Source organism: Pseudomonas sp. GW460-LB5, from assembly GCF_059423245.1.
This window is the reverse complement of record NZ_JBWKXT010000015.1, coordinates 75,910-90,781: the sequence shown is the minus strand read 5'-3', so window position 1 is coordinate 90,781 and position 14,872 is coordinate 75,910. Positions and strand designations below refer to the sequence as shown.

The following is a 14,872-nucleotide window of genomic DNA, read 5'->3' as shown; positions in this document are numbered from 1 at the left end:
CAAGGCGGCCTCGAACATGAACCAAAGCACTACACACACCTTGCTGAAGGCCCGCATGGCGCGCGGTGCCACGTTCGGCATGAACATCTACAGCACCGCCTGCATGGCCATCGAGGTGGCCGGCAACTGGGGCCTGGACTTCGTCTTCATTGACGCCGAGCACACCGCGCTGGGCGTGGACCGCGACATGGAAAAACTGCTGCTGGCCGCCAGCAGCGCTGCAATCCCCAGCCTGGTACGGGTGCGGGGCACGCTGGAGTGGGATATACGCAAGGCCCTGGAAATGGGCGCTGCCGGGGTGATCGTGCCGCAAGTGCACAACGCCGCGCAGATGCGTCAGATCATCCATTACAGCAAGTTCCCGCCCTTGGGACGCCGCGGTGGCGACAGCTCGGTGCGCTCGGCCGGGTTCGCCGGGCCAGGTTTCGACTGGGCGCGTTATACGCAGGCAGAAAACGACCGCAGCGTGATCGTGCCCATGGCCGAAAGCTATGAGTTTTTTGACAACATCGATGAGATTCTCGATGTGGAAGGGATCGATGCAGTGCACTTCGGGCCGGCGGACTACTCACTTTCACGCGGGCTACCGGTCGACTACCGCCTGGGCAACCCCGAGGTGCGGCAACGCCTGCAGGTGCTGATCGAAAAATGCCACGCCCGCTCGATCAAGGTGATGGTGCCGTGCTTTCCGGCCGACCGGGTCACCGCCGGGCGTTTGCTGGACATGGGCAGCGACATGCTGCTGATGGGCAGTGATCTGTCATGGCTCAACCAGGCCGGGCAACATATCGCTGCAGTAAAACAGGCGCTCACCTGACCGGCTGACACGCCACACAACCGGCGCCTGCAGGCACCGCGCAGTTTTCGGGCTGCTACGGTGCCTGCGGGCTCGGGACTAATCAATCTACCAGAAAGTTCTGCTTTACCAGTGTCGCCCGAATGATCGATACCAGTTCACCCAGTTGCATGTCTGGCCGTTCAGTCAAATAGGAAAGGCAGAACTTTGCCGCAGGAATCGCCGGGTCGCACGGTAATGTCTTCAGCATGTCCACCGCCAACATGTCGCGAATCAGTGGCACCGGCAATATGCCAATGGCATGCCCCGCCGATACCATCTTGGCAATAAACGCCAGCGAGTTGCTGGAATGAAAAGCGTGGCTCGCCGAGCCGCTTTCCTGCAACCAGCGGTCCACCACCGAATACAGTGTCGACGGCGCGCTGTGGGTAACGATCGAATACTGCCGCGCCTGCTGCGGCAGAAACGGCCCGTCGGCAATCTCCAGGTGCCGCGCCGCCACCCACTGAAACGTCATCCAGCCAAGGAACACATCGGTCACATCCTCGCGTGTGGCCGGGTTGGTCAGCAGGGCGATGTCCAGTTCGTGATCGTTCAGTTTGCGGTTGAGCGCGGCGCCCACATCGATGGTGATTTCCAGGGTGATTTCCGGGAAGTGCGCCTTGATTTCGCTTATCACCGCAGTCAGCCCGACCATGGCCGAGCACTCGTCTGCACCCAGGCGCAGGCGCCGGTGTTGCTTCTGCTGGGCCGCAAACTGCTCCAGCTGCGTGCTGTTGTTCAGTACCAGTTCGGCATGGCGCAGCGCCGTGTGGCCGTCGGCGGTGAGGCTCATGCGCTGCTTGCTGCGGTCGAACAGCTTGACGCTGAGCAACGACTCCATTTCCTTGATGCGCGCCGACACCGCAGGTTGCGTCAGGTGAAGATGCCGTGAGGCCGCGTGCACACCGCCCAGGCGAGCGGTCCAGTAGAATGCCTCGATCTGCATCAGCGTGATACGCATGATAAAAACTGCTCCGGCTACTGCTTACGGATTTTTATTATCGACCGTTCAGGGCGCTTGTTAGGATGACCGAAACCCTTCGAAAAAGCATCCGGCATAACAACAACTCCCTATGTATATCATCGAAGCTCTGCCTACCCCGGTTAACGCCAACGAACTTGAAATACTGATCAATGCGGAACCGGCAACTATCGGTCATTTCATTACCCACGGCATACCCCACCCAGACATCAAGGCACACTTGCAGAATGTACGCGCGGTGGGCACTGCCGTAACCGTACGCATGCCCGGCAATGACGGTGGCATCCTGCACTACGCCATGGGCTGCGCACGCCCCGGCGATTTCCTGATCGTGGACCGCTGCGGCGAGCGCATCACCGCCGCGCTGGGTGGGGCCATGGCGTACGCCGCCAAGCAGGCCGGGGTAGCCGGGATCATTGTCGACGGCTATGTCACCGACCTTGGCGAATTGCGCGAGCACGGCGTGCCGGTATGGTCGCGCGGTGCCAGTGCCATCACCACGCGAGTGATCGGCCACGAAGGCGAGTTCTGCACTGCCATCCAGTGCGGCGGGGTCATCGTGTACCCGGGCGACGCCGTGGTGGCAGACGAGAACGGCATCGTGTTCCTGCGCCCAGGCAAGGTGGTAGAACTGGCGCAACGGGCAATCGACTTCCAGCACAACGAAAAGCACACCCTCGCACGGCTGGCCAAGGGCGAGAAGTTTCCCGACATCGTCGGGTCGCGGTCGACCATCGAGGCGGCGACCCGCCCTCGCGGATAGCGCCACACCGCACCCGAAGTAGCCCCCGAACAACAACAAGAGGCCTACCGTGAAGCTCATCTCCCTGCTCATACCGCTGGCGCTTGGCGTGCTGATGGGCAGCCCGGCCGCCCAGGCGCAGGACTACCCGCAAATCCGTTTCAACGTGATCGGTGGTGGTAGCCACAACTACACGTTCCGCGCCGTTGAACAGCCGTTCTGGAACGGCTCCTTGCCCAGCGCCTCCCACGGCAAGGTCACCGCCCAGCTGCTGGGGCTGTCGGAGAGCGGCCTCAAGGGCCCGGAAATCATTCGCCTGATGCGCTTTGGCGCGGTTGACATTGGCATGGGCGTGTTCGCATTCGTCGCCGGTGACGATGCTACCTTCGAAGGCATCGACCTGCCGGGCATGGCCGCCGACATCGGCAGGGCCCGCCGCATCGCCGACGCCTACAAGCCGGTGCTGGAACAGCGTATGGCCGAGCGCCATGGCATAAAGCTGCTGGCCACCGTGCCGTACACTGCGCAGGTGTTTTTCTGCCGCGCGCCCGTGCAATCGCTGGCCGACCTCAAAGGCCGAAAAATCCGCACCCGCGGGCGCAACATGGCCGAGCTGGTCAAAGCGATTGGCGCTGCGCCGGTCACCCTGCCCTTTGCCGAAGTGGTGACCGCCATGCAGACCGGCGTCATCGACTGCGCCATTACCGGTATCGGCTCGGGTAACGCGGCCAAATGGTACGACGTGGCCGGGTACCTGTACGACCTGCCGGTGGACTGGTCGGTTGGCTTCTATGGTATCGGCCTCAAGCGCTGGCAACAGTTGCCGCCTGAGGTGCAGCAACTGCTGCAGGCGCAGTCGAAGGTGCTGGAAGATGCCCTTTGGCAGGAGACGGCCAGGGAAAACCGGTACGCCAAGGCATGCAATGTCGGCAGCCCTGACTGCCAGATCCACCATCTGGCGCACATGAGTGCGTCGGCACCCGACCCGCAAGAACAGCAGCGCGTGCGCCAAATGGCGCTGGAAATCGCCAACGACTGGGGCAGGCGTTGTGGCCCCAGTTGTGTCGAACAATGGAATGCCAGCGCAGGCCGCGCCATCGGCATGCGCCTGGCCCCATAAACCCTTTCCCTAGGAGCATACAGAGATGAAGACGGCCCGTTCCAGCCTGGCGGCCATCACCGCCATCGCCAAGGCCAGCACCTGGGTGGGTGGCTTTGCCCTGCTCGGCTGCGCCCTGCTGATTGGCATCGACCTGATCTTGCGCAAGACCGTGGGCATCTCCATGGGCGGCGCTGATGAAATTGCCGGCTATGTTCTGGCAGTCACCAGCGCCTGGGCGTTACCGGTCACTTTGCTCACGCGTTCGCACATCCGCGTCGACATCCTCTACGCTCGCCTTGGCTTGAAACCACGGGTGGCGCTCGACCTGTTCGCCCTGGCTTGCATGGCCGCGCTGGCCATCACCTTGGTCTTTCACGCCTGGCATGTATTGTGGGACTCCATCGAATACCGTTCAGTGTCCAACACCCCCTTGCAAGTACCGCAATGGATACCGCAATCCCTCTGGTTTGCCGGCTACCTGTTCTTCGCCCTGACCCTCCTCAACCTGGCGCTGGTGAGCCTGGGGCATTTATTGCGCGGGCGCTGGGGGGCAGTCAGTGCACTGATCGGTATCAACACGGTCGAGCAGGAAATCGAGCAAGCGCTACACCCCGCCGCCAACCCTCCCCAGGAGCACCCGCCATGCTGAGCATCACCTTGTTGCTGCTGCTGACCCTGTTGGCGCTGAGCGTGGCCGCGGCCGTCAGTGTCGGCTTGCTGGGGATGTCGCTGTCGCAGTTGTTCTCGACCCTGCCGCTGAGCAATGCCATGGGCGAAATCGCCTGGAACATCAGCGCCGAATTCCTGCTGGTGGCCATCCCCCTCTACGTACTGATGGGTGAACTGCTGGTGTGTTCGGGAGTGGCCGGGCGCATGTACCAGGCGGTCGAGAAATGGCTATCCTGGCTGCCGGGCGGGCTGATGAACGCCAACATCGGCGCCAGCGCGCTGTTTGCCACCACCAGCGGCTCCAGCGTGGCAACCGCCGCTACCATTTCCACCCTGGCCATCGCAGAGCAGGAACGCAAAGGTTACAACGCACCGCTGTTCCTTGGCTCCATCGCCGCTGGCGGCACGCTGGGTATCCTGATTCCGCCATCGATCAACATGATCCTGTTCGCCCTGATTGCCAACGTGTCGGTGCCCAAGCTATACCTGGCCGCGACCATCCCCAGCATCATCCTCAGCCTGTTGTTCGTCGCACTGATCGTGCTGGCCTGCCTGGTGCGCCCACCATTGGGTGGGCGCATAGAACACACCCGCTGGGCAGAACGCCTGGCCTGCATCCCCGACCTGCTGCCGCCACTGGCCATCTTCGTTCTGGTGATCGGCTCGATCTACAGCGGCTTTGCAACGGCCAGCGAGTCGGCGGCACTTGGGGTACTCAGCGCCTTGGGCTTGGGCCTGTGGCGTCGGGCTTTCACCTGGCAAAGCCTGGGCCAGGCCTTCGAAGCCACGTTGCGCACCACCGGCATGATCATCTTCATCACCTTGTCGGCGTTCTTCCTCAACTTCGTGCTGGCGTCCATCGGGCTGACCGCCACCCTGGTCAGCTTCGTCACCGACCTGAACCTGCCACCCACGACCGCGCTGCTGGCGATCATCGTGTTCTATATCGTGCTCGGCTGTTTCATGGACACCCTGGCGATGCTCATCACCACGGCGCCGCTGATCGTGCCAATCGTCGTCAACCTGGGCTTTGACCCGCTGTGGTTCGGGGTGGTGCTGATCGTGCTGTGCGAGATGGGCCAGATCACCCCGCCGTTCGGCATGAACCTTTTCGTGGTGCAGAGCATCCGTGGTCGCGGCAACTTCATGGACGTGGTGTACGGCGCCCTGCCGTTCTGCCTGGCTTTGCTCGCGCTGATCGGTTTGCTGATTGCCTTCCCACAACTGGCGCTGTGGCTGCCAAAGGCGTTCTAGCGGCAGAATGCAAAAAGGGCGATCATCTCTGATCGCCCTTTTTGGGATTTGGTAGGCACAATTGGACTCGAACCAACGACCCCCACCATGTCAAGGTGGTGCTCTAACCAACTGAGCTATGTGCCTGTCGTGTGGTGCGCATATTAGTGATCCGATGCGTACCTGTAAAGCTTTTTTTTGAGAAAAATCAAAAACTTTCGAATGTGAGCACTGGGTGCCCTTACCGCAGTTTGCGGTACCCACAGCAATGGCTAATGAAAAAAGGGGTGACCCTTTCGGATCACCCCTTCTTCGATTTGGTAGGCACAATTGGACTCGAACCAACGACCCCCACCATGTCAAGGTGGTGCTCTAACCAACTGAGCTATGTGCCTGTCGTGTGGTGCGCATTCTACGCATTCCAAAAACCCTGTCAACACTTTTTTTTGCGCTAACCTACTGAATCTTAACCCCTTTATATAAAGGCTGCTGGCGGGTCCCCCGTAAAGGATTTTCACCAGACGACTAGCGGGTGTTTATTATTATTGATAGCATCGGTACATTCGTTAAAAATATAAAACACGAGGTTCCTGCAGCATGGCTAACACCCCCTACCCCCAGTCCTACTACGCCGCCTCGGCCAACCCGGTGCCGCCACGTCCGGCGCTGCAGGGTGAGGTGGAAACCGATGTGTGCATCATCGGTGCCGGCTACACCGGCCTGTCCAGCGCCCTGTTCCTGCTGGAGAACGGCTTCAAGGTGAGCATCGTCGAAGCGGCCAAGGTCGGTTTCGGCGCATCGGGCCGCAACGGCGGCCAGATCGTCAACAGCTACAGCCGCGACATTGACGTCATCGAACGCACCGTCGGCCCCAAGCAGGCACAACTGCTGGGCCACATGGCCTTCGAAGGCGGGCGCATCATTCGTGAGCGCGTGGCCAAATACAACATCCAGTGCGACCTGAAAGACGGTGGCGTGTTCGCCGCCCTCACCAGCAAGCAGATGGGCCACCTGGAGTCGCAAAAGCGCCTGTGGGAACGCTTCGGCCACAACCAGCTCGAGCTGATGGACCAGAAGCGCATCCGTGAAGTGGTTGCGTGCGACAGCTATATCGGTGGCATGCTCGACATGAGCGGCGGCCATATCCACCCGCTGAACCTGGCCTTGGGCGAAGCAGCTGCGGTCGAGTCGCTGGGGGGCATCATCTATGAGCAAACCCCGGCCGTGCGTATCGAGCGCGGTGCCAACCCAGTGGTGCACACCCCGCAAGGCAAAGTGCGCGCCAAGTTCATCATCGTCGCCGGCAACGCCTACCTGGGCAACCTGGTGCCGGAACTGGCCGCCAAGTCCATGCCATGCGGTACCCAGGTGATCACCACCGAACCCCTGGGCGAAGAACTGGCGCGCACCCTGCTGCCGCAGGATTACTGCGTCGAGGACTGCAACTACCTGCTCGACTACTACCGCCTGACCAGCGACAAGCGCCTGATCTTCGGCGGTGGCGTGGTGTACGGGGCACGTGACCCGGCCAACATCGAGGCGATCATCCGTCCGAAAATGCTCAAGGCCTTCCCGCAGCTGAAAAACGTGAAGATCGACTACGCCTGGACCGGCAACTTCCTGCTGACCCTGTCGCGCCTGCCCCAGGTTGGCCGGATCGGCGACAACATCTATTACTCGCAGGGTTGCTCGGGCCACGGCGTGACCTACACCCACCTGGCGGGCAAAGTGCTGGCCGAGGCCTTGCGCGGCCAGGCTGAGCGTTTCGACGCCTTCGCCGGCCTGCCGCACTACCCGTTCCCGGGTGGCCAGATGCTGCGCGTGCCGTTCAGCGCCATTGGCGCCTGGTACTACAGCCTGCGCGATCGCCTGGGCTTCTGATGTAAGCCGGCCTGGCGCTATCGCCGGCAAGCCAGCTCCCACAGGTACCGCACAGGCGTCGAACCCAGTGCGCTACCTGTGGGAGCTGGCACCGCTATTTGTTCAGGCTGCTGATGGCCTGCTTCGCCGCAATTTCCTGCCCCGCCCGCGCCAGCTCATCCGCAGCCTGCAACCAGCGCTGGCGATCCACCTGGGCCGGCAGTTGCCGCGGTGGCTGCACCAGCACCGCCCAACTCCCCTGCTTTGCCCACGCCGAGGCAAAGTCATCAAACGCCATCACCTGCCGCCGGTGCATGCCCGAGCGCAGCAGCACACGCTGCTTGTAGCGGTCATAGCCGATCAGCACCGCATAACGTGGCTCACCCCACCAGGCCGAACCCTCTTCGTAACGCAGCAGCACCGGGTTGCCCGCCGCCACCTGGGTCAATAGCGCGTCCAGTTGCTTGTCCAGTGGGTATACCACCATGCCGTAGTCACGTGCCACGCGAGGGATAGCCGTGTCCAGCGCATCTGCGCCTTGGGGCAGGTTCAGCGGCTTGTCCAGCAAACCAGGCGTAATCGGCGCGCCCTGTTGCGACAGCACCGCTGCCAGCGCCATGGCACCGCTGTGGTTGGCGTTGCCACGGTAGAACGGCACGCTGCTGATCTCGACCCGCTGCGCCAGGCCTTTGAGATTGGCGGGCGGTGCGCTGGCACAGCCAGCCAGGGTGGCTGCCATCAGACAGACGGCCAGCAGCCGCCGGGGGGCAGTTTTGACGGAATGTTGCTGCATGGACACTCGCTTGTTCCAACGCCAGGCAGGCAGCGCCCGGCTCTGGCACCGATCATAGGTCCGACAGCGGCGCGGGTATAGTCCGACAGCGGCTTGGAGCGAATCGGACTCAGGGATAGACCTTTGTTCGATGGAACGTCACAGGCGAAGGGCTAGACTAAAGCAGTGTCTGGAAGGCAAGCGCTGGCTGACCGAGCGCTGCCCTTGGAGAGGGAGGCACAGATGAGCCTGACTATGGCAATCCTCATGCTGGTGGGCATGTGGCTGAGCGTTGCAGCCGCCATGCTGTGGGGTGTGCTGCGTATCGTGCGGCGCCATTCCCACCACCACCGGCCACCGCTGGTACCTGCCAAGCCGCAACCTGTGCGACGGCCACGACGGCCAGCCGGGGTGCACTAAGATTTCAGAACCCGCGAACGGGGCGCAATGCGCCCCGTCTTTTTTTCATCAACCTTCAGCAGCCTCACGCTTCAAACGCGCCCGGCGAGCCAGAATGTTGAGGATCTCGATCGCGGTCGAGAACGCCATGGCCGCATACACATACCCCTTCGGCACATGAGCGCCAAAGCCTTCGGCGATCAGTGTCATGCCGATCATGATCAGGAAGCCCAAGGCCAGCATGACCACGGTCGGGTTGTCATTGATGAAGTTGGCCAGCGGGTCAGCGGCCACCATCATCACGATGACTGCCGTGATCACGGCAATGATCATGATCGGCAAGTGCTCGGTCATGCCCACAGCGGTGATGATGCTGTCGACCGAGAAGACGATGTCCAGCAGCAGGATCTGGAAGATTGCCGCAGCAAAGCCCAGGGTTACAGTCGAACCGACCTTGGCTTCTTCCTTGGCACCGTGCGGGTCAACGCTTTCGTGAATTTCCTTGGTCGCCTTCCACAGCAGGAACAGGCCACCGGCAATCAGGATCATGTCCTTCCACGAGAAGGCGTTACCGAACACTTCGACCACAGGGTCGGTGAGCTGTACGATCCAGGCCACCGTGCTGAGCAAGGCCAGGCGCATGACCAAGGCCATGCTGATCCCGATCCGCCGTGCCTTGGAGCGGTACTCCACCGGCAGTTTATTGGTCAGGATGGAGATGAAGATCAGGTTGTCGATGCCCAGCACAACTTCCATGGCCACCAATGTAGCCAGGGCAACCCAGGCAGTAGGGCTAGCGGCGAGTTCCAGCAAGTATTCCATTGTTCAAATCCTGCAGCGGCGGTTTAGGGTCAGATTTCCTGGGTGTCTTTTTTCTTGTCGGCATCTTCAGGCTGTTGCGCTTCGCCGCCGATAGCCTCGTTCAACGCCTGCTGGGCGGCCTTGTTGGTGTCGTCAATGGCCTGCTTGGCCGACTGGGCGGCCTGGTCGAGCATCTGCTGGGCGGATTTCTCGGCTTGGTCGCAGCCTGCCAGGGTGAACAGGGCCAACGCCAGCACCAATGGGGTACCGATGGATTTGAATTGCAGCATGGTGTCCTCGTTTGAAATATCCCGGCGGCGCATGGCGCCTGATGCGGTGCATTCTAGAGATGCCGACAGTTCAGGAAAATTCGTATTTTCATGGCGTATACTTCGGGTTTTACGAATCGGGACGACCGACGGTGCTCAACTATCGCCAGCTGCATTACTTCTGGGCCGTGGCCAAGACGGGCAGCATCACCCGCGCCAGCGAACAGCTGAACCTCACACCACAGACCATCAGCGGGCAAATCAGCCTGTTCGAGCAAACCTACGGCCTGGAACTGTTCCAGCGCGTCGGCCGCCAACTGGAGCTGACCGAGACCGGCCGCCAGGCGCTGGTGTACGCAGAACAGATGTTCCAGATTGGCGGCGAACTGGAGGCCATGCTGCGCGCCGGCCCGCAGGAGCAGATCCTGTTCCGTGTGGGGGTGGCCGATGTGGTGCCCAAATCCATCGTCTACCGCCTGCTGGCACCGACCATGGAGCTGGATGAGGTGCTGCGCATCAACTGCCGCGAAGACAAACTTGAGCGGTTGCTGGCAGACCTGGCCATCCAGCGCCTGGACCTGGTGATTTCCGACAGCCCCATGCCCAGCAATCTGGACATCAAGGGCTACAGCCAGAAGCTGGGCGAGTGCGGGCTGAGCTTTTTCGCCACGCCGGCACTGGCACAACGCCTGAACGGCCCCTTCCCCGCCTGCCTGCAGGATGCTCCGCTGCTGGTGCCCGGGCAGGAAACCGTGGTGCGCAGCCGTTTGCTGCGGTGGCTGGGCGAGCAACAGCTGCAGCCCCGCATCGTGGGCGAGTTCGATGACAGTGCCCTGATGCAGGCGTTCGGCCAGTCGGGCAGCGGCATTTTCGTCGCCCCCAGCGTGATCGCCGACGAGGTGTGCCGCCAATATGGTGTGGCGCTGATCGGCCAGACCGAGGCCGTGCACGAATCGTTCTATGCCATTTCGGTAGAGCGCAAGGTCAAGCACCCGGGGATTGTCGCGATTACCGAGGGGGCGCGGCGGGAATTGTTTCATTGGTGATCGTGGTGGCGTCTTTGTCCGTGAAACCGCTCCCACCGGTACTGCACACGTCTCGGTACACGGCGAAGACGCCAGAACAGCCGTACACGTGGTCTATGGTAAAGTCTCGCCCTTTCCAGATTCCGAGATGCCGCTGCACATGACCCCTGTCTTCCGCCTCCTCAACCGCACCAGCCTGGTGACACAGATCGTCATCGGCCTGCTCGCGGGCATCGCCGTTGCCCTGCTCGCGCCTGCCATCGCCCGCGACCTGGCCTTCCTGGGCAAGGTGTTCGTCAGCGCCCTCAAGGCCGTGGCGCCCGTGTTGGTGTTCATCCTGGTCATGGCCTCGATCGCCAACCACCGTCACGGCCAGGAAACCCATATCCGGCCGATCCTCTGGCTGTACCTGCTAGGTACCTTCGCCGCAGCGGTCGTAGCCGTGGTCGCCAGCATGCTGTTCCCCTCCGACCTGGTGCTGAGCAGCGGTGAGGCAACGTTGAGCGCCCCGGGTGGCATCTCCGAGGTGATGCAGAACTTGCTGCTGAGCGCGGTCGACAACCCGATCAATGCCCTGCTCAACGCCAACTTCATCGGCGTGCTGACCTGGGCTATCGGCCTGGGCGTGGCCCTGCGCCATGCGGGTGAAACCACCCGCACCGTGGTCGAAGACCTGTCCAATGGCGTGACCCTTATCGTGCGCGTGGTTATTCGCTTCGCCCCGCTGGGCATCTTTGGCCTGGTCAGCTCCACCCTCGCCCAGTCGGGCCTGCAGGCCCTGCTCGGCTACCTGCACTTGCTGGCTGTGCTGATCGGCTGCATGCTGTTCGTGGCGCTGGTGATGAACCCGCTGATCGTGTTCTGGAAAATCCGCCGCAACCCCTACCCGTTGACCCTGCTGTGCCTGCGCGAAAGCGGCATTACCGCGTTCTTCACTCGCAGCTCGGCGGCCAACATCCCGGTGAACCTGGCACTGTCAGAGCGCCTTGGCCTGCATGAAGACACCTACTCGGTGTCGATCCCGTTGGGCGCAACCATCAACATGGCCGGTGCGGCAATCACCATTACCGTACTGACCCTGGCCGCGGTGCATACCCTGGGTATCCCGGTGGACCTGCCAACGGCCGTGCTGCTCAGCGTGGTGGCGGCGGTGTGCGCCTGTGGCGCCTCGGGTGTGGCCGGGGGCTCGCTGCTGCTGATTCCACTGGCGTGCAGCCTGTTTGGCATCCCCAGCGAAATTGCCATGCAGGTAGTGGCGGTGGGCTTCATTATCGGCGTGCTGCAGGATTCGGCCGAGACAGCGCTGAATTCGTCGACCGATGTGCTGTTCACAGCGGCGGCGTGCCAAGCCGAAGAGGGGCGTAGCGCCTGAGCAGACCAAAGGGCCGCTTTGCGGCCCATCGAAGGCAAGCCTGCGCCTGCTAGCGATGATGCCAATGATTGCTTAAGCCAGGCGCATTACCTAGGCTAGTGGCCTTTCCCCAGCAATTGAGACAGGGCCATGTCAGAACAAGAAACCGCCGATGAAGGCCGCTTCAGCAGCGTTGAGATCCGTATTCTCGGTTCGCTGATCGAGAAGCAGGCCACCAGCCCGGAAAGCTACCCGCTGACCCTTAATGCCCTGGTCCTGGCCTGCAACCAGAAGACCAGCCGCGAGCCGGTGATGAACCTTACCCAAGGCCAGGTTGGGCAGGCCCTTCGCACACTCGAAGGGCAAGGGATGACCCGCCTGCAGATGGGCAGCCGTGCCGACCGCTGGGAACAACGGGTGGACAAGGCCCTGGAGCTGGTGCCGGCACAGCTGATTTTGATGGGCCTGATGTTCCTGCGCGGCCCGCAAACCCTCAACGAACTGCTCACCCGCAGCAACCGCCTGCACGACTTTGACGACACCGAGCAGATCCAGCACCAGCTGGAGCGCCTGATCTCGCGCGGCCTGGCCTTGCACCTGCCACGCCAGGCCGGCCAGCGTGAAGACCGCTACACCCATGCGCTGGGCGACCCGGCAGAGATCGAGACCATCCTCGCTGCACGTCAACAGGAAGGTAACGCGCGCAGCAGTGGCGGCAGCGTTTCGGAAGACCGCATCGAAGCACTCGAGGCCCGCATCGCGGCGCTGGAAGCGCGGCTGGCCGAGCTGGAAGGCTAAGCCGTCACGGCTCGCGTTCGGGGAAGTTGCGGCAGCTCTTGCGTTCGGCCAGCTCCCGGTCACTGGGGCGCTGGTCGACAAACACGGCGCGGCCGTCGGCGTAGATTTCCAGGTAGCCCCAGTGCAGGTCCTGTTCTTGCTGGCCGGGCTTTGGGGGTACTAGCCACCAGGGTTCGCGGCTGATCAGGGTCATAGGCGTGATTCCTGAGGGGATCTGCACTAATCATAGACACCCTCAGCCTTCGAAGGCCCTACCGCCGGCAAACCAGCTCCCCCAGGTGCACCACAGTTTCGAATGCTGTGATCACCTGTGGGAGCTGGCTTGCCGGCGATAGGGCCAGCGTAGGCTTATGCCGGTGCCGAAGTACGAATCAGGTGGTCGAAGGCTGCCAGCGAAGCCTTGGCCCCTTCACCCACTGCAATCACGATCTGCTTGTACGGCACGGTGGTCACGTCACCTGCGGCAAACACACCTGGGATGCTGGTCTGGCCCTTGGCATCGACGATGATCTCGCCGCGCGGCGACAGCTCGACGGTGCCTTTCAGCCAATCGGTATTCGGCAGCAGGCCGATCTGCACGAAGATGCCTTCCAGCGCCACCTCGTGCTGCTGATCGGTCGTGCGGTCCTTGTAGCGCAGGCCGGTCACTTTCTCACCATTGCCCAGCACTTCGGTGGTCAGCGCGCTGGTGATCACTTTCACGTTCGGCAGGCTGTGCAGCTTGCGTTGCAATACCGCATCGGCACGCAGTTGGCTGTCGAACTCGATCAGCGTCACCTGGGCAACGATACCGGCCAGGTCGATGGCCGCTTCCACGCCTGAGTTACCGCCGCCAATCACCGCCACGCGCTTGCCTTTGAACAGCGGGCCGTCACAGTGCGGGCAGTAGGCCACGCCGCGACCGCGGTATTCCTGCTCGCCCGGCACGTTCATTTCGCGCCAGCGGGCGCCCGTGGCCAGGATCACGGTCTTGGCCTTGAGCGAGGCGCCGCCGGCCAGGCGTACTTCATGCAGGCCGCCATCGGTGGCCGGAATCAGCGCCTCGCCGCGCTGCAGGCTCATGATGTCCACATCGTATTGCTTGACGTGTTCTTCCAATGCAGTGGCAAGCTTCGGCCCTTCGGTTTCCTGCACCGAGATGAAGTTCTCGATGGCCAGCGTATCGAGCACCTGGCCACCGAAACGCTCGGCGGCGATACCGGTGCGGATGCCTTTGCGTGCGGCGTAGATGGCCGCTGCAGCCCCGGCTGGGCCACCCCCGACCACCAGCACGTCAAAGGCATCCTTGGCGTTGATCTTTTCGGCCTGGCGAGCGCCGGCATTGGTGTCGATCTTGCTTAGGATTTCTTCCAGCCCCATGCGGCCCTGGCCGAACACTTCGCCGTTCAGGTACACGCTGGGCACCGCCATGATCTTGCGCGCTTCCACTTCATCCTGGAACAGCGCACCATCAATGGCCACGTGGCGCACATTGGGGTTGAGCACCGCCATCAGGTTAAGTGCCTGGACCACGTCCGGGCAGTTCTGGCACGACAGCGAGAAGTAGGTTTCGAAGGTGAACTCGCCTTCCAGCGCCTGGATCTGCTCGATCACCTCGGCACTGGCCTTGGACGGGTGACCGCCCACTTGCAGCAGCGCCAGCACCAGCGAGGTGAATTCGTGGCCCATGGGTATACCGGCGAAGCGCAGGCTGATATCGCTACCCGGGCGGTTCAGCGAGAACGACGGGCGACGGGCATCGGTACCGTCTGCGCTGAAGGTAATGAGGTTCGACAAACCGGCAATTTCCACCAGCAGGTCGTGCAATTCGCGGGACTTCGCGCCGTCGTCGAGGGAGGCTACGATCTCGATCGGCTGGGTGACCCGCTCCAGGTAGGTTTTCAGTTGCGATTTAAGCGTGGCGTCCAACATACGGGCGATTCCTTTTTTTTCAAAACTCGGATACAAAAACGCCCAGGCGATGTCGCCCGGGCGTTTGACGGGGCGGTAGGTATTTCAGCTTTGGCGGCTGCTTACCGCCCACGTTATGGG

Annotated in this window: 16 protein-coding genes and 2 tRNA genes; 10 read left to right on the top strand and 8 right to left on the bottom strand. The window is 62.2% G+C overall.

The genetic code is table 11. The features are described 5' to 3' along the window. The first annotated feature begins 16 nt into the window (after positions 1–16). A complete protein-coding gene (locus AC07XM_RS11975; protein ID WP_023048475.1) occupies positions 17–817 on the top strand; it encodes an HpcH/HpaI aldolase family protein in 801 nt (266 codons plus the stop codon). 82 nt (positions 818–899) lie between these two features. Here the strand turns inward: AC07XM_RS11975 and AC07XM_RS11970 are convergent, their stop codons facing one another. Beyond that, positions 900–1,799, bottom strand: coding sequence for a LysR family transcriptional regulator (locus AC07XM_RS11970; protein WP_016487907.1), 900 nt, complete (start codon positions 1,797–1,799; stop codon positions 900–902). A 112-nt stretch (positions 1,800–1,911) separates the two neighbouring features. Between AC07XM_RS11970 and AC07XM_RS11965 the strand changes: the two genes are divergently transcribed. From AC07XM_RS11965 to AC07XM_RS11950, 4 genes are read left to right on the top strand one after another with little or no spacing between them, the layout of a single operon-like run. Beyond that, positions 1,912–2,583, top strand: a complete 672-nt coding sequence (locus tag AC07XM_RS11965) for an RraA family protein (RefSeq protein WP_016487908.1) — start codon at positions 1,912–1,914, stop codon at positions 2,581–2,583. Between the two features lie 49 nt (positions 2,584–2,632). Further along, positions 2,633–3,682 (top strand): TRAP transporter substrate-binding protein, encoded by a 1,050-nt coding sequence (locus AC07XM_RS11960; protein ID WP_082421998.1) that lies wholly within the window; start codon positions 2,633–2,635, stop codon positions 3,680–3,682. A 25-nt stretch (positions 3,683–3,707) separates the two neighbouring features. Beyond that, the gene (locus AC07XM_RS11955) at positions 3,708–4,313 is read left to right on the top strand and encodes a TRAP transporter small permease subunit (RefSeq protein WP_102689112.1); all 606 of its coding nucleotides are present in this window, start codon (positions 3,708–3,710) and stop codon (positions 4,311–4,313) included. Continuing rightward, positions 4,307–5,587 (top strand): TRAP transporter large permease, encoded by a 1,281-nt coding sequence (locus AC07XM_RS11950; RefSeq protein ID WP_016487911.1) that lies wholly within the window; start codon positions 4,307–4,309, stop codon positions 5,585–5,587. Before AC07XM_RS11955 ends, AC07XM_RS11950 begins: the two co-directional genes overlap by 7 nt. Positions 5,588–5,636: 49 nt before the next feature. Here AC07XM_RS11950 and AC07XM_RS11945 read toward each other — a convergent pair. Both AC07XM_RS11945 and AC07XM_RS11940 read right to left on the bottom strand, forming a co-directional pair. Then, positions 5,637–5,713: transfer RNA gene (locus AC07XM_RS11945), tRNA-Val, on the bottom strand. Positions 5,714–5,884: 171 nt separating this feature from the next. Next, positions 5,885–5,961 (bottom strand) — tRNA-Val (locus AC07XM_RS11940). Between the two features lie 202 nt (positions 5,962–6,163). Here AC07XM_RS11940 and AC07XM_RS11935 point away from each other — a divergent pair. Continuing rightward, entirely contained in the window at positions 6,164–7,447 is a 1,284-nt protein-coding gene (locus AC07XM_RS11935; RefSeq protein WP_003250557.1) for an NAD(P)/FAD-dependent oxidoreductase, read from the top strand. 94 nt (positions 7,448–7,541) lie between these two features. On the opposite strand, the gene AC07XM_RS11930 is transcribed toward AC07XM_RS11935, so the two are convergent. After that, positions 7,542–8,219: a peptidase C39 family protein gene (locus tag AC07XM_RS11930; RefSeq protein ID WP_060517213.1), complete on the bottom strand. Its 678-nt coding sequence runs from the start codon at positions 8,217–8,219 to the stop codon at positions 7,542–7,544. A 222-nt stretch (positions 8,220–8,441) separates the two neighbouring features. Between AC07XM_RS11930 and AC07XM_RS11925 the strand changes: the two genes are divergently transcribed. Next, the gene (locus tag AC07XM_RS11925) at positions 8,442–8,618 is read left to right on the top strand and encodes a hypothetical protein (protein ID WP_016487917.1); all 177 of its coding nucleotides are present in this window, start codon (positions 8,442–8,444) and stop codon (positions 8,616–8,618) included. A 48-nt stretch (positions 8,619–8,666) separates the two neighbouring features. Here the strand turns inward: AC07XM_RS11925 and AC07XM_RS11920 are convergent, their stop codons facing one another. Beyond that, complete coding sequence (locus AC07XM_RS11920) at positions 8,667–9,419, bottom strand: TerC family protein (protein WP_016487918.1); 753 nt, start codon at positions 9,417–9,419, stop codon at positions 8,667–8,669. A 29-nt stretch (positions 9,420–9,448) separates the two neighbouring features. Then, positions 9,449–9,688, bottom strand: coding sequence for a hypothetical protein (locus AC07XM_RS11915; protein ID WP_024717747.1), 240 nt, complete (start codon positions 9,686–9,688; stop codon positions 9,449–9,451). Positions 9,689–9,819: 131 nt separating this feature from the next. Between AC07XM_RS11915 and nhaR the strand changes: the two genes are divergently transcribed. From nhaR to AC07XM_RS11900, 3 genes are all read left to right on the top strand, one after another. Further along, positions 9,820–10,713, top strand: a complete 894-nt coding sequence (gene nhaR / locus AC07XM_RS11910) for a transcriptional activator NhaR (protein WP_060517211.1) — start codon at positions 9,820–9,822, stop codon at positions 10,711–10,713. A 139-nt stretch (positions 10,714–10,852) separates the two neighbouring features. Beyond that, positions 10,853–12,064 carry a serine/threonine transporter SstT gene (gene sstT, locus AC07XM_RS11905; RefSeq protein ID WP_031312121.1) on the top strand — a complete coding sequence of 404 codons (1,212 nt, stop codon included), beginning with the start codon at positions 10,853–10,855 and terminating at the stop codon, positions 12,062–12,064. A gap of 129 nt (positions 12,065–12,193) precedes the next feature. After that, the gene (locus tag AC07XM_RS11900) at positions 12,194–12,841 is read left to right on the top strand and encodes a YceH family protein (RefSeq protein ID WP_102689111.1); all 648 of its coding nucleotides are present in this window, start codon (positions 12,194–12,196) and stop codon (positions 12,839–12,841) included. A gap of 4 nt (positions 12,842–12,845) precedes the next feature. Here the strand turns inward: AC07XM_RS11900 and AC07XM_RS11895 are convergent, their stop codons facing one another. Together AC07XM_RS11895 and ahpF are read right to left on the bottom strand one after the other, a co-directional pair. Then, positions 12,846–13,034, bottom strand: coding sequence for a hypothetical protein (locus AC07XM_RS11895; protein ID WP_016487923.1), 189 nt, complete (start codon positions 13,032–13,034; stop codon positions 12,846–12,848). A gap of 155 nt (positions 13,035–13,189) precedes the next feature. Then, positions 13,190–14,752, bottom strand: coding sequence for an alkyl hydroperoxide reductase subunit F (ahpF, locus tag AC07XM_RS11890; RefSeq protein ID WP_102689110.1), 1,563 nt, complete (start codon positions 14,750–14,752; stop codon positions 13,190–13,192). Positions 14,753–14,872 lie beyond the last annotated feature (120 nt).